Annotated in this window: 13 protein-coding genes and 1 pseudogene; 6 read left to right on the top strand and 8 right to left on the bottom strand. The window is 68.0% G+C overall.

Annotated elements, in window-relative coordinates:
• Positions 1–1,172 (bottom strand): annotated as a pseudogene (locus ACESL5_RS02760) (hypothetical protein); the annotation flags it as partial.
• A 53-nt stretch (positions 1,173–1,225) separates the two neighbouring features.
• Between ACESL5_RS02760 and bioF the strand changes: the two are divergent.
• A complete protein-coding gene (gene bioF, locus ACESL5_RS02755) occupies positions 1,226–2,404 on the top strand; it encodes an 8-amino-7-oxononanoate synthase (RefSeq protein WP_372591255.1) in 1,179 nt (392 codons plus the stop codon).
• Positions 2,405–2,482: 78 nt separating this feature from the next.
• The gene (locus ACESL5_RS02750; RefSeq protein WP_372591254.1) at positions 2,483–3,133 is read left to right on the top strand and encodes an OmpA family protein; all 651 of its coding nucleotides are present in this window, start codon (positions 2,483–2,485) and stop codon (positions 3,131–3,133) included.
• A 128-nt stretch (positions 3,134–3,261) separates the two neighbouring features.
• Here ACESL5_RS02750 and ACESL5_RS02745 read toward each other — a convergent pair whose 3' ends face one another.
• Positions 3,262–3,771: a DUF192 domain-containing protein gene (locus ACESL5_RS02745; RefSeq protein ID WP_372591253.1), complete on the bottom strand. Its 510-nt coding sequence runs from the start codon at positions 3,769–3,771 to the stop codon at positions 3,262–3,264.
• Positions 3,772–3,877: 106 nt separating this feature from the next.
• On the opposite strand from ACESL5_RS02745, the gene ACESL5_RS02740 reads away from it, so the two are divergent.
• The 4 genes from ACESL5_RS02740 to ACESL5_RS02725 all read left to right on the top strand — a co-directional run bounded on the left by ACESL5_RS02740 (position 3,878) and on the right by ACESL5_RS02725 (position 8,107).
• The gene (locus ACESL5_RS02740) at positions 3,878–5,161 is read left to right on the top strand and encodes a malic enzyme-like NAD(P)-binding protein (protein WP_372591252.1); all 1,284 of its coding nucleotides are present in this window, start codon (positions 3,878–3,880) and stop codon (positions 5,159–5,161) included.
• Positions 5,158–6,078 (top strand): 5'-3' exonuclease H3TH domain-containing protein, encoded by a 921-nt coding sequence (locus ACESL5_RS02735; protein WP_372591251.1) that lies wholly within the window; start codon positions 5,158–5,160, stop codon positions 6,076–6,078. Before ACESL5_RS02740 ends, ACESL5_RS02735 begins: the two co-directional genes overlap by 4 nt.
• A 7-nt stretch (positions 6,079–6,085) precedes the next feature.
• Positions 6,086–6,631: a pseudouridine synthase gene (locus tag ACESL5_RS02730; RefSeq protein ID WP_372591250.1), complete on the top strand. Its 546-nt coding sequence runs from the start codon at positions 6,086–6,088 to the stop codon at positions 6,629–6,631.
• A 282-nt stretch (positions 6,632–6,913) separates the two neighbouring features.
• A complete protein-coding gene (locus ACESL5_RS02725; protein WP_372591249.1) occupies positions 6,914–8,107 on the top strand; it encodes a hypothetical protein in 1,194 nt (397 codons plus the stop codon).
• On the opposite strand, the gene ACESL5_RS02720 is transcribed toward ACESL5_RS02725, so the two are convergent.
• Genes ACESL5_RS02720 through ACESL5_RS02695 form a run of 6 tightly spaced genes read right to left on the bottom strand, consistent with a single transcriptional unit; the run spans position 8,104 to position 13,852 of the window.
• Positions 8,104–8,673, bottom strand: a complete 570-nt coding sequence (locus ACESL5_RS02720; protein ID WP_372591248.1) for a chalcone isomerase family protein — start codon at positions 8,671–8,673, stop codon at positions 8,104–8,106. The genes ACESL5_RS02725 and ACESL5_RS02720 overlap by 4 nt on opposite strands.
• A complete protein-coding gene (locus ACESL5_RS02715) occupies positions 8,670–9,224 on the bottom strand; it encodes a DUF3833 domain-containing protein (protein ID WP_372591247.1) in 555 nt (184 codons plus the stop codon). The genes ACESL5_RS02720 and ACESL5_RS02715 overlap by 4 nt, the downstream gene beginning before the upstream one ends.
• Positions 9,221–10,504, bottom strand: a complete 1,284-nt coding sequence (locus tag ACESL5_RS02710; RefSeq protein WP_372591246.1) for an MFS transporter — start codon at positions 10,502–10,504, stop codon at positions 9,221–9,223. Before ACESL5_RS02710 ends, ACESL5_RS02715 begins: the two co-directional genes overlap by 4 nt.
• Positions 10,501–11,751, bottom strand: coding sequence for a class I SAM-dependent methyltransferase (locus ACESL5_RS02705; RefSeq protein WP_372591245.1), 1,251 nt, complete (start codon positions 11,749–11,751; stop codon positions 10,501–10,503). The genes ACESL5_RS02710 and ACESL5_RS02705 overlap by 4 nt, the downstream gene beginning before the upstream one ends.
• Positions 11,724–12,521 carry a DUF1365 domain-containing protein gene (locus ACESL5_RS02700; RefSeq protein WP_372591244.1) on the bottom strand — a complete coding sequence of 266 codons (798 nt, stop codon included), beginning with the start codon at positions 12,519–12,521 and terminating at the stop codon, positions 11,724–11,726. Before ACESL5_RS02700 ends, ACESL5_RS02705 begins: the two co-directional genes overlap by 28 nt.
• Positions 12,518–13,852 carry an NAD(P)/FAD-dependent oxidoreductase gene (locus tag ACESL5_RS02695; protein WP_372591243.1) on the bottom strand — a complete coding sequence of 445 codons (1,335 nt, stop codon included), beginning with the start codon at positions 13,850–13,852 and terminating at the stop codon, positions 12,518–12,520. The genes ACESL5_RS02700 and ACESL5_RS02695 overlap by 4 nt, the downstream gene beginning before the upstream one ends.
• Between the last annotated feature and the right edge of the window lie 202 nt (positions 13,853–14,054).

Here is a 14,054-nt window from a genome sequence, read left to right as displayed (position 1 = left end):
TCGGTGGTGTGCGAGTCGACCGGGATGGGTTGGTTGCGGTCGCCGTCGGCGAACCGCTTGAGGGCCAGCGCCAGTCCGGAGATGGGGCGGGCGAAGTGTCGTGCCCCGAGCCCGGCGAACAGGAGGCTCATCACCAGTGCCAGCAGCCCGAAGCCGAACAGGCTCAGGCGGATGTCGCGGAACGGGGCGGAGGTGATGTCGGCTGGCAGTTTGATGGCCACGAACCAGGACACCAGGCTGTGCGGGTAGGGGTGGTATTCCTGGTAGTAGTAGCGGTGATCGCCGTGCCGGTCCAGGTAGACGCCGTTGGACTGGGCCACGGCGGCGTTCCAGAACGCGCCGTCGTCGATGGCCCAGGCCATCGCGCCGGTCAAGGGGTTGCCATTCTCGAACGGCGAGACGAAGTCGATGCCCTGCGTGTCGTCGTAGAGGATCAGGCCATCGCGGTCGGGTTCTCCCGGGTTGTGTTCCATGATCATCACCTTGCCGTCTCGCGGTCGGGGCGAGAACGACAGGATCTGGTCGAGGTGCTCGCCGAAGGTGTTGACCACGACATAGCCCGCGGTGCGGTCGTCCACGTTGCGCAGCGGGCGTATGGCATACAGTGTGCTGGGCTCTCGATCCGGCAGGGAGTCGCCGAAGGAGGCCGGCAGCGTCATGAAGCTGATCTCGTCCGAGGGCAGGCCCTGTAGCCTCCCGAGCAACTCGTCGTTGTCGAACTCCTCCTCGACGTAGTTGACCTGGCCGAGACTCTCGAAGGCGGGGGAGGCCACCCGCCCCAGGGTGACCTTGACGATCGTGTTGCCGGCCGCGTCGAGAATGCGGATACTCCCCAGCCCGGGTACCGTGCGCTGTAACCCGGCGAGGAACCGATTGGCATTGATCCGCATCGAGGTCAGCTCAGGGTGGCGGATGCCCATCGCCGAGGCCATCAGGGCGTTGAGCATCGTCTGGATTTCCTGCGACTGGCCGATGCCCTCCACCACCTCGCGCTCGTAGCGCATCCGGTTGCTCATCTCCCCGATCAGGGAATCTATGTTCTCCTCGATCTCGCGGTTGATCTCTTCCTGGAAGCGTTGTTCGCTGTAGCTGGTCACGCCCCAGACCAGCAGCACCAGCGGCACCAGCGTGGCAGTGAAGGTCCACAGGAAGATGTTGACCGGCAGACGCATGCAGGGGGTCCTCGGGGCGCGGGCCCGTCCCGGCGGAGACCGGGGGCGGATACGTGGTTCGGATTGAAGGTGACGCTATCACAAAGCATGACTGGACACAGTGGCTGGCGCGGCAGGACGACGCGGGACTGACCCGGCGGCTGAAGGTGGCGGACTCGCCGCAGGGGCCGCGCATGCGCATCGACGGTCGGGAACGACGGGTCTTCTGCAGCAACGACTATCTCGGCCTGGCGAACGATCCGAGGCTGGCCGAGGCGATGCACCGCGGCGTGGAGCGATACGGCGTGGGCGCCGGGGCGGCGCACCTCATCAACGGACACTTCACCCCCCACCAGCGGCTGGAGGAGGAACTGGCCGCGTGGCTGGCGACCGACGCCGCGCGCCTGTTCTCCACCGGCTACATGGCCAATCTCGGCGTCGTTGGTGCGCTGATGGGGCGGGGTGACACGGTGCTGGCCGACCGACTGAACCACGCCTCCCTGGTCGACGCCGTCCAGCTCTCCGGTGCTCGCCTGTCCCGCTACCGGCACGGCGACATGGAAGACCTCGAGCGGCGCCTGTCGACCGCCCGCGGCGAGCGGATGATCCTCACCGACGGCGTCTTTTCCATGGACGGCGACATCGCCCCGCTGAACGACCTGGTGGTGCTGGCCGATCGCTACGATGCCTGGCTGGTGGTCGACGAGGCCCATGCCTTTGGCGTGCTCGGGGACGAGGGGCGGGGTAGCTTCGCGGCCGCCGGCATCGTGCCGGGCGCGCGCGTCCTGCGCGTCGGCACCCTGGGCAAGGCCTTCGGCACGGCAGGTGCTTTCGTCGCGGGGGCGGCCGAGCCGATGGCCGTGCTGCTGCAACGGGCGCGCACTTACCTCTTCACCACTGCTCAGCCACCGGCGGTGGCCGAGGCCTCCCGCGCGGCGCTGTCCATCGTGCGCGAGGAAGGCTGGCGGCGGGACCGGCTCCGGGAACTCGTCGGCATGTTCCGCGACGGGGTGGAATCTATGCCCGGGCTCGACCTGATGCCTTCCTCGACGCCCATCCAGCCGCTGGTGGTCGGCGACAGTGCCCGGACGGTGGCCATGGCTGACCGGCTGGGCGAGCTCGGGCTGATGGTGCCGGCCATCCGCCCCCCTACCGTTCCGCAGGGCTCGGCCCGGCTGCGCGTCACGTTCAGCGCAACGCATTCCGATGACGATCTCGAGGCGTTGATAGTAGCGCTTGTGGAACTGGTCTAATATTTGGTGATCAAGGAACGACGCCGGCGCGTTGGTGCCCGGCTCATTTTATTTCTTGCAACTTCACGGAGAGACGCCATGAAACGATTGATCCTCATCGCCGCAGCCAGTGTGCTGGTACTGGCCGGCTGTGCCCAGAATCCCTATACGGGCGAGCATTCAAGCACCGCGACGGGGGCGACGGTCGGTGCCGGTGCCGGTGCGCTGCTGGGCAACGTCGTTGCCGGTTCGGGCAACAAGACGGGTGGCACCCTCATCGGTGCGGCCGTCGGTGCGACGGTCGGCGGCCTGATCGGCCGGCAGATGGACGAGCAGGAACGCCAGCTGCGCCAGGAAATGGAAGGTACCGGCGTGGACGTCCAGCGCCAGGGTGACACCATTCGCCTGCAAGCGCCGGAGTCGATCACCTTCGACACCAACAGCGCCGACATCAAGCCGCAGTTCCAGGAACCCCTGGCCCGGATCGCCGAGTCCATCCGTCAGTACCCGAACACTGTGGTGCGCGTCGAGGGGCATACCGACTCGACCGGTTCGGCTGCCTACAACCAGAACCTGTCGGTCAACCGCGCCCAGAGCGTGGCCAGCCACCTGGCGCGTCAGGGCGTGGATCCGTCGCGCATGCAGGCCGTGGGCTTCGGCTTCTCCCGTCCGGTCGCGACCAACGACACCGCGGAAGGCCGGGCGCAGAACCGCCGTGTCGAGATCCTGATTCTCCCGCCGGAGCAGTGATCGCCGGCCGTCTGGCGGCCTGATCGGTAACGACCTGTAGAAGCCAGGCCCCACGGACAGACCGTGGGGCCTTTCTCGTTCAGGAAACCCGGATTCGATCGCAGGCCCTTTGTTGTCCGACCGTCGCCTTAGCGGGCCGGTTCGACGCGTATGGGCAGGTTGGTCGGAGGCTCGATCGAGGTGCCGACCGCGAGCCCCAGCCGTTCGGCGGTGCCGGCGGGGAGCTCGAGCACGTAGCGTGACGGGCCGCCGCTGCCGAACAGCGGGCAGTGGCTCCCGGGGCAGGGTGGGGCGTGCTCGGTCAGCCCGACCACCTGCCAGTTCGCATCGAGAAACAGGATGTCGATGGGGAAGGCCACGTTCTTCATCCAGAAGGCCCGCGGTGCCTCGTCCGGGTAGATGAACAGCATGCCGTGCCCGTCAGGCAGCCCCGGGCGGTGCATCAGACCCTGGCGACGACTGGCCCGGTCGGTGGCCAGCTCCACGATGAAGCGCTCCTCGGCAATTACCAACTGGCGGCTCTCGAGCCCGGATGCGCCGGTCCGATCGGGCAGCAGCCAGCCGATCAGGAGGCCGGCGACCAGGCCGAGGGCAAGCAGTCGCATGGCAATGCCAGTGGCGTGGTGAGTGGACTTCATGCCCGACAGCGTAGCGCAGGACCGCCCAACGACCGTCGATCGGTGCCGCTTTTCCGGGGGGCGCTGGTAAGATGCGGCATCCAATCCAATCAAGCCCCTGCGTCTCATGACCGACTCCGACAACCGTCTCCTTGCCGAGCAGCGCCGCCAGGACGCCCTGGACTACCATGCCCTGCCGCAGCCCGGGAAGATCGCCACGGCGATCACCAAGCCTACCGAGACCGCCCGTGACCTGTCCCTGGCCTATTCGCCCGGCGTGGCCGAGCCGGTCCGCGAGATTGCCGCCGATCCGGAGGCCGTCTGGCGCTACACCGGTCGGGGGAACACGGTGGCGGTGATCTCGGACGGGTCGGCCATTCTCGGGCTGGGCAACCTCGGCCCGCTGGCCTCGAAGCCGGTGATGGAAGGCAAGGGCGTATTGTTCAAGCGCTTCGCCGACATCGACGTGGTGGACCTGGAGGTCGAGGCCGAGGACGTGCCGTCCTTCATCGACACGGTGCGGCGGCTCGAGCCGTCGTTCGGCGGCATCAATCTCGAGGACATCAGTGCCCCGCGCTGCTTCGAGATCGAGGCGGCCCTGAGCGAGACGATGGACATCCCCGTCTTCCACGACGACCAGCACGGCACGGCGATCATCATCGCCGCCGGTCTGACCAACGCGCTCAAGCTCCAGGGCAAGCGCCTCGAGGACATCCGCCTGGTACTGGTAGGCGCCGGGGCCGCGGGGACGGCGACGCTCAACCTGCTGCTGGACATGGGCTTGAAGCGAGAGAACCTGCTGGTCGTCGATCGCCCGGGCGTCCTTCATGCCGGGCTCGACGACCTGCCGGCGCACCACCGCCGCTTTGCCGCCCGTACCGAGGCGCGCACGCTGGCCGACGCCCTGGTCGGGGCGGATGCCTTCATCGGGGTTTCCGCGCCCAACCTGCTGACCCCGGAGATGCTCGCCAGCATGGCTGCACGCCCGGTGGTCTTCGCCCTGGCAAACCCCGACCCGGAGATCCTGCCCGAGGTCGCCCATCAGGTGCGCGACGACCTGGTGATGGCGACGGGACGCAGTGACTACCCCAACCAGGTCAACAACGTGCTGGCCTTCCCGTTCATCTTCCGTGGCGCGCTGGACTGCCGGGCGCGGCGGATCACCGCCAACATGAAGATCGCCTGTGTCGAGGCGCTGGCAGAGCTGGCCCGCGAACCGGTGCCGGCCTCGGTGCTGGCCGCCTACGATCTGGAGCGGCTGGAATTCGGCCCCGACTCCATCCTGCCCAAGCCCTTCGACCCGCGCCTGATCGAGCGGCTGCCCGCCGCCGTGGCGCGGGCGGCCGAGGAGGACGGCGTGGCTCGCACCCCCTACCGCCCGCACACGATGCCCGTCGCCGGGTCGGCATGAGCCGCGATCGCGCCTGGCTGATCGACGCCCATGCCCAGATCTGGCGGGCATGGCACGTCTACGACAAGGGGCGGACCGACCGCGCCGGTCGACCGGTCAACGCGCTGCTCGGCTTTGCCGACTACCTGCTGGCGCTGGTGGAATCCACCTGGCTGCCCGACCGCCCGGCGCCGGTGATCGCGGCGGTATTCGACGCCCCCTGCGGACGTGGCCACCGGCAGGCCATCTACCCGGACTACAAGGGGAATCGCCCGCCGCATCCGGTCGATCTGACCGAACAGTTCCCGCGCTGCCGGGAGCTGGCCGAGGCGGCGGGGTTCGGTGCGCTCGACCACCCCGGCTTCGAGGCCGACGACGTGATCGGCACGCTGGTCGGAAGGCTGCGTAGTCGCGAGCGGGCGGTGACCATCGTCACCGGCGACAAGGATCTCGCCCAGCTGCTCGGCCCCGACGACCGCTGGTACAACCCGATGCGCGGCACGGTGATGGCCTACGGCGACGTCAAGCGCCGCTTCGGGGTGATGCCGGGGCAGGTGGCCGACTGGCTGGCATTGACCGGGGACGTGGCCGACAACATCCCCGGTGTGCCGGGGATCGGACCGCGCACGGCCGCCCGCCTGCTGCGCAAGCACGAGAGCATCGACGGCATCTATGCCAACCTCTCGGCCGTCTACGGCATGAAGTTCCGTGGTGCGCCGCGTGTCCAGGGCCTGCTCGCCGAGCACGAGGAGCAGGTGCGGCTGTCGCGGCGGCTTACCGAGATCGTCTGCGACCTGCCGCTGGCGACCACCCCGCAGCCCTGGCAGGGCATCGACTGGTCGGCGCTGGCCGGCCTGCTCGAACAGGTTCGTGCGGACCCCGCCCAGATCGAGCGATGGGAGGCCTGGTCCGAGGCCTCGCTCGCGCGCAGCGCATGACCCCGGGATGACCCTGCTCGCCTTCAACAAACCGTTCAACTGCCTCTCCCAGTTCACGCCCGAGCCGGACAGCCCGGCGGCGACGCTCGCCGACTGGATCGACTTCCCCGGCGTCTATCCGGCCGGTCGGCTCGACCGCGACAGCGAGGGGCTGTTGCTGCTCACCGACGACGGTCGGCTGCAGGCGCGACTGGCCGACCCGAAGCACAAGCTCGCCAAGGTCTACCTCGCGCAGGTCGAGGGTGAGATCGACGCGGCGGCCCTGGCCGCCCTGCGGGCGGGCGTGACACTCAAGGACGGGCCCACCCGTCCGGCCGGGGCCGAGCGGGTCGAGGAGCCGGACTGGCTGTGGCCTCGCAACCCGCCGGTGCGCTACCGCAAGAGCGTGCCCACCAGCTGGATGCGGCTAACCCTGGCCGAGGGCCGCAACCGCCAGGTTCGCCGCATGACCGCCCACGTCGGCTTTCCCACCCTGCGACTTGTCCGGGTGGCCGTCGGTCCCTACCGGCTCGACGGCCTGCGGCCCGGCGAGTGGCGGGTCATCGACGGCTGACACGTCGCGCACAGAGGTGTCTCGACGTCCGGTGTCCGCGGCTCGTGTTCCTGTTTTTTGAATAATCGCTTTTCCGAGCGCGCCACTGCGTTAAAAGTCGTTGCATCGCAACGGCTTATGCCATCTTGGCGGCACTTTCTGTTCCGGCGCTTTGCGCCTGCCGCCAGAATCCGGTAGATTGCGCGATCCGCTCGGCGCGGCGGGGTGTTCGCATGTCCTGTTTTGTTGTGACAAAACAGTGACTTGTGGGGTGAGTTGGTCGAGTATAGAGAAGGGCGTGCCATGAATATCATGAAGCAGTTTGTGCTGGGTCGTCGGCTGGTGGGCAGCTGGGCGCTGGATCGGGGTGTCACGCTGGATGACGCAGCGGCCATCAGTCTGGCCGAGCACCTGGCGGAACAGGACTGGCAGGTCCCGCGCGAAGCCGACGACCTTGAACTCTCGCTGCTTTCCTTCCTGGTGCTGGAGACCGCCCACCGCTACTACGTCCAGGCCGACAAGGCGCTCAAGACCTGCCAGTCGGACGAGGGGCGGACCCTGTTCACCACCGAGATGCTGCCCGAGCGGCTGGCCGATCTCGCCGCGACCCTGCACTTCTACGACCAGGCCCCGTCGATGGCCGAAGCCCTGCCGGTCAACGGTCTGGCCAGCCTGCAGAGCCTGACCAATACCCTGTTCGCGGTGATTGCGGCGCACTTTCCGGCGCACATGGCCGAGGTGCATGCCCAGTCCATGCGCGACGAGGTCGCCGAGGTGATCCGGGCACGTTTCCCCCGCAGGCGGGAGTACGTGCCGGTCTATTCGCCCACGCACCTCGAGTTCATGGGGGCGGTCGACAGGACGCGTTGCATCTTCGCGCCGTCGGGCAAGTACTGGGGCGCGCGAGACTACGAGGAATCAATCGGTTTCGAGGCCAATGTGTACCGTTTCGCCGAGGATCTCTTCCACTTCATGCTTGTCGCGCACAAGGAGAAGTTCAAGGGGCTGGCGCTGCGCCTGCCGGCGGCGATGAGCGACTCGGTCGAGCGGCTGGCCGAGATCACCGCGCGCCTGCTCGACGGCCTCAACCGCATCGACCCGGCCGGTTCCGACTGCCTGCGTCGCGTGGATGGCCGCGAGGGATGGAAGTTCGAGTGGGCCGGGGAGTCGATGTTCCTGACCGCCTTCGGCACCTGCTATCCGGAAGACCATCCGCGCAATCCCTACGGCTTCGACCACACCTACTTCTTCTTCCAGCCGGACTTCGTGCTGCGTAACCACCCGGGGCTGATCGACGGCAAGGAGGAGATCTCCCGCCAACGCATCCTCGCCTCCTTCCGCAAGGACGGCATGGACTACGACAACACCGGCAAGGAGGCCGAGCACGCCCGCTACATCCGTCCCATGGACGCCGACGGCCCGGCAGTCGAATGGTGGCGCTACCTCCCCGCCCGTCGGCAGGCCGCCGAGCAGGCGCGCCAGCCCGTCGCGGGCTAGCCCCGCCGGGACAGCAGCGCCTGGCGAAGCTTGCCCGACAACGGCGGCTCGCCCAGCCAGATGCCGAAGTAGGCTCGGGCCAGTTCGGCATCGTCGCTGGCAAAACGGGTCTGGCCGTTGAGTTTCAGAACCAGTCTGCCTTCTCCCGTCTCCATCTTCGGCCGCCAGTCGAGCTGGTAGCGGTCACCGTCGCCGACGTCGCTCATGGCATCGTGCAGGGTTTCGACCTTCGGGCGCAGGGCGTCTCGGGAGGCCTCGTCGTACTGCCCGTCCAGCGCTTTCCAGGCCGCCTTGCGGATGTCGGCCACGGCCACGTCTCGGTGATAGTCCAGGACCAGCGTCATTGGCACCTCGGCGGCCATGATCGCCGCTTGCTCGGCCGAGGCCGGGGCATACAGCGCCGCATCGTAGACATCCCAGATCATGTAGCTGGCCGTGCCGGCGCCGGTCAGCACGAGAGTCGTGTCGGCCTCATCCAGCGTCTTTCCGAAGTCGGCCGCCATGCCGGTGGCATTGACGCCCGAGGTGACGGCCAGGGCGGCGGCCAGCAGCATTGCCCGGGTCATGACCGGGCCTCGTCCGGATCGGACTTGACGAAGAACAGGGTCACCTCGCCGACACGGAAGCCGAACTTGCTGACCGTGGCGCGGTTGATGACCACGTGCTCGCTGCGGCGGATCATCCAGTCGTCGAACTTCACGTCGATGGTCGAATCCCCGTAGGGCAGGCGGAGCGTGTACTGCCAGTTCAGCGCCTGGCCGACCTCGTGGCCCGTCGCGGTGCCGACGATGTCGCCGGCGCGTCCGACGTATTCGCCCTCGTCGCCGGGCGTGATGCGCCAGGTGCGCTGGTCGGTCTCGCCGTCGTCGTAGACGAAGTCCTCGTCGAGGACGAATTCCTCGCCCTCCCAGTAGCCGTCTATCTCCACGCGGAACTGGCGCTTTATCTCGCCCCCACGACCTTCGAAGACGCCATGAGCCCAGGTCTTGCCCGCGAAGTAGTCGGTGAGGTCGAAGGCGGGCTCGGTGCCCTGGAACTGTTCGAGTTTCATGCTGCTGCACCCGGTAACGAGAAAGGCGATGGCGAGGGTCATCGCCAGGGCGGGTCGTCGGATCATGGCGTTTTCTCCCTGAGGTTGGGTTCGGTATCGGTCAGGATGGAAAAGACCAGCCACGCGGCGGCCAGCTTGAAGGCCACCGGCAGGGCGCCATAGGCCAGGGCCAGTGCGGTGGTGTCCGCATCGCCGGATTCGAAGCCGGCCAGTGACAGCACCCCGAAACCCAGCCCCACCGCCACGGCCAGCGCCAGCTTGGTCGCCAGCCCCAGCAGGCCGAAGAACAGCCCGGCACGATCCCCGCCGCCCTCGTCGCTGTCGATGCCGGCAATGTCGGCCTGGATGGAGGCCGGCAGCGCCATGTCCGCGCCCAGGCTCAGCCCGGAGACGACGCAGATCACCGCGAACCAGGCCGCGTCCCCCGGGCCGAGCAGCGGGGCGAAGGCGAAGCTGCCCGCGGCCAGCAGGATGGATGCGCCCCAGGCGCGGCGCTTGCCGACGCGCCGCGCCGCCCACGTCCAGGCGGGCAGGGCGGCGATGCCGGCGCCGAAGTAGAGCAGCAGCAGGGTGCCGAGCCAGTTCTCCGCGCCCAGTCGATCGGCGACGAACATCAGGAACAGCGCGGCGGGAATGCCGTTGGCCAGGTTGTTAAGAAAGTAGCCGCCCAGCAGACCGCGCAGGTGGCGATTGTGTTTCAGCAGAGGCCAGCCGTGGTGCCAGTCGGCCACGGGGCGGTGCCTGGTCGGTTCCGGCATGCCCGCCCCCATGATCAGGAAGGACAGCGGCAGCAGGATGGCCATCAGCCAGAAGACTGCCCCGAGGACGTCGGCGGGCGCCTCGCTGCCCAGCAGGACCGGCATCGAGGCGGCCAGCACCGTGCCGACGAGGGCCAGTCCTTCGCGGCTGGCGGCCAGCCGGGTGCGCCCGTGCGGGGTCGGGTCGGCCTCCGCGCCCAGGCTGGTGTAGGGGATCTGGATCAGCGTCCAGCCGAGGAAGGCGATGAGCCCCCAGAGATACAGGTGCCAAAGCCCTACGCCCTCGCCGGGGCGCAGCAGGAACCACAGGGAGACGACCAGCAGCGGGATGCCGGCGGCCATCAGCACCTTGCGCCGGTGTCGGCCGGGAATGCGGTCGGAAAGAAACCCGACCAGCGGGTCGGTGATCACGTCCCAGAAGCGGGTGAGCATCAAGGCAAGTCCCACCGCCGCGAGTCCCAGTCCCAGCTCGTTGGCGTAGAACGGCGGCAGGTAGACGTAGAGCGGGATGCCCATCAGCGCCAGCGGCAGGCCTGGGGCGCCGTAGGCGAGCACCTGCCGCAGCGGGAGTGAACCGGTCTGGGTCACGGGGTCTCGGCCGGTCTTTCCAGTATCACCTGGGCGACGTTGATCCGTCCGTTCAGGAATCCCGCCTGGCAGTAGGCGAGGTAGTAACGCCAGGTCTGGCGGAAGGCGTGGTCGAATCCCATGTGCTCGAGTTCGTCCTCGGCTGCGTCGAAACGCGCGAGCCAGCGAGCCAGCGTGCGGGCGTAGTCGTGGCCGAAGAAGGCGGTCTCGTGCACGGCGAGTCCCGCTGCCTCGGCGTTGGCATGGAAGCGATCGATCGACGGGAGCATGCCGCCGGGAAAGATGTAGAGCTGGATGAAGTCCGGCTCGCGGCGATAGGACTCGAAGGCATCCTCCTCGATGGTGATCACCTGGATGGCCGCCCGGCCACCGGGTTTCAGGCGGTCGTGCACGGCCTGGAAGTAGGTGGGCCAGTAGCGCTCGCCCACCGCCTCGAACATCTCGATCGAGACGATGTGATCGAACTGGCCGGTCTGGTCGCGGTAGTCGGTCAGGTGCAGCCGGGCACGGTCGGCCAGCCCGGCGTTCTCCAGACGCTCGCGTGCCCAGACCAGTTGCTCGATCGACAGGGTCAGCCCGTCGACCGCCAGACCCCGCCGGCCCGCGCGCTCGGCCAGCCCGCCCCAGCCGCAGCCGATCTCCAGGATGCGGTCGCCTGCTTTGGCCTGAAGGCCATCGAGCAGCCGGTCGTACTTGCGCTGGTGGGCGGTTGCCAGCGACTCGTCGGGTTCGTCGAAGATCGCCGCCGAATAGGTCATCGAGTCGTCGAGCCACAGGCGATAGAAGTCGTTGCCCAGGTCGTAGTGGGACGCGATGTTCCGGCGGCTGCCGCGCCGGTGGTTGGCCCGCAGGGCGTGCTGGAAGCGGTGGGCCAGCCGGGCCCAGAAGCCGGGTCGCAGGTCGTGGGCCATCAGCTCGAAGTTGCGCGCGCCGATTTCCAGCAGGGTGGTCAGGTCGTCGGTCGAGAAGTCGCCGGCAATAAAGCCCTCGGCAATGCCGATGTCGCCCAGTCGCGCGATGCGCGAGAACAGGCGAGCCGGGTGATGCAGGTGCCAGTGGGCCGAGAGCTCGGGACGGTCGGCACCGACGAACTCGGCCTCGCCGCCGTCGTCGGTGGTCACCCGGACCCGGCCGATGCGGATGCCGGAGAGAAAGTGATTCACCCAGCGGGCGGACAGGGGCAGGGCGTCTGTCGGCGCGGCGCCGGTGGCCGCGCGGTTCAGGTTCTGTGTCGGGACGAGGGACATGGGCTGACCTCCGATTCGGGTAGCGGCGGGCTCTTGTGGAATCGCCCGCCCTTGAGCCAAACCTTCAGGGCCTGCCAGTGGATCAGGCCGATCACCTTGAAAGTGAGAAACGGGACGCGCAGGGACTCGGCGAGCAGGCGCCGGTCGGTCAGAGCGCGGCGTCTGGCGGTATGCGTGGCCACCAGCGTGTCGACCTCGCCGTCCTCGCCGATCTCCGTCTCGCGGATTGCCACCACGAGCCGCTCGCCGGGGAGGTTGAGGCGGAAGTGGTAGCGCATGTTCATCGGCAGGAACGGCGAGACGTGGAAGACCTTGTCGGACTGGGTGCGAAAGGGTGTTTCGAGCGGGCGCCCGCTATCGTGCAGGAAGTAGTGGTGATGCTGGCCGAAGGTGTTGCTCACCTCGCAGTCGATCGCCACGAGATGGCCGTTGCGGTCATGGCAGTACCAGACCGTCAGCGGGTTGAACTGGTAGCCGAGCAGGCGCGGGTAGGCCGACACGAGGATGCGCCCGCCGTCGAGATCGATGCCGTGCGCGCGCGCCGTCGCCGTGATCCAGCCGCGCAGCGGCATGTCGCGGCGTGGACCGTGGTCGCGGTCGTGCACCGAGAACAGGTTGAAGCGATTGTGCGAAAGCAGGCGACGACCGGGGAAGCCGGCCTCGAGGTCGTCCAGGTCGATCAGCAGCGAGAACACCCGGTAGCGAAATCGGTAACGCGGACCGCTCAGTCGCTGGTGCATCACGTGGCCCTGGTAGAGCGCGGAGGTCATGCGGCCTCCCGGGCCCCGCGTTCCCAGGGGATGTCGGCGCCCAGACGCCGGGCCACGGCCACCGCGGAGGCCAGCCCGTCCTCGTGGAAGCCGTAGCCCGTCCAGGCACCGGCGTAGTACATCCCGCGGTGCCCCTGCAGTGCCGTGATCTCGGCCTGCGCGGCCACCGTGCGGGCGTCGAAGACCGGGTGGTGATAGGTGAACTCCCCCTCCACCAGCTCGTCGCGCGGCGGCTCGAAGGGGTTGAGCGTGACCAGCCATTCGTGACGGGATTCGAGTTTCTGCAGCCGGTTCATCCAGTAGGTCACCGCTACGGCGCGGCCGCCGTCGGCTTCGCGGCGACCCAGGTAGTTCCAGCTCGACCAGACCTGGCGTCGCGTCGGCATCAGCCGGGTGTCCCGATGCAGGTAGGCGCGGTTTTCCTGGAAGCGGAAGGCGCCGAGCGTGTCGCGTTCCCGCTCGTCCGCATCGGCGAGCATCGCCAGCGTCTCGTCGGCGTGCGCGGCGGACACCACCGCATCGAAGCGTCTGCCGTGCTCGGGCAGGTGGATGCCGTCCTCGCGACGCTCGATGCGCGTGACCGGGCGGGAGGTCAGTGCCTCGAATGTCCCTGCTTCCAGTATCCGGTCGATGTATACGCGCGAGCCGCCCGCGACCGTCTCCCACTGCGGGCGGTCCTGCACGTTCATCAGGCCGTGGTTGTCGAAGAACTGCAGGAAGCTTCTGGCCGGAAAGTCGAGCATCTGCCGGGTCGGGCAGGACCAGATCGCGGCGGCCATGGGCAGCAGATAGTCGTCCCGCAGGCGGGGGGGGAACCTGTTGGCGGAGAGGAATTGGCCCAGCGGCATGTCGTCGAGTGTAGACGCAGTCGCCCCCGCGTTACGCAGGGCGGCCTTGCCCAGCCGGTTGAAGCGCAGGATCTCGGCCACCATCCGCAAAAAGCCGGGGCGGAGCAGGTTGCGCCGCTGGGAGAACAGGGTATTCAGGTTGTCGCCGCTGTACTCCAGTCGGCCGCGGTCCATGCTCATGCCGAAGGACATGTCGGTGGCCTTCGTCTCGACCCCGAGCGTCTCGAACAGCCCGAACAGGTGCGGGTAGTTGGGCCGGTTGCAGACGATGAAGCCGCTGTCCACCGGGATCTCTCCGCCCATGCCGTCGTCCAGGCGGTGGGTGTGGGTGTGCCCCCCGAGATAATCGTTCTTCTCGAACAGGGTGACCCGGTGATGGCGCCCCAGCAGCCACGCGGTGCCGATTCCGGCGATGCCGGAGCCGACGACGGCAATCTCGAGGGGGCGGTCGTGGGTTGGGGTGAAGGGGGCGGTCTGGGTCACTCGGGTTCTCCGGGTCGGGCAGTAACGACATTGAGTGTATAAGCACTGTATAGGGTTTGCATAGAAATATTTTTCCCCGCGCGCCATATCGTTCTTCGGTTAAGGGGGCGCCTTTCAGCCCGCCCTCCACAGGCGTCCATTCTGATGGGGCGGCAGTCGGCCAATTCCCCGTCGAATCGGCCGAGCAAGACCGGCCGGCTCA

The organism is Guyparkeria sp., assembly GCF_041687595.1.
Classification (GTDB): domain Bacteria; phylum Pseudomonadota; class Gammaproteobacteria; order Halothiobacillales; family Halothiobacillaceae; genus Guyparkeria.
This window is presented reverse-complemented; position numbering and strand designations above follow the sequence as displayed.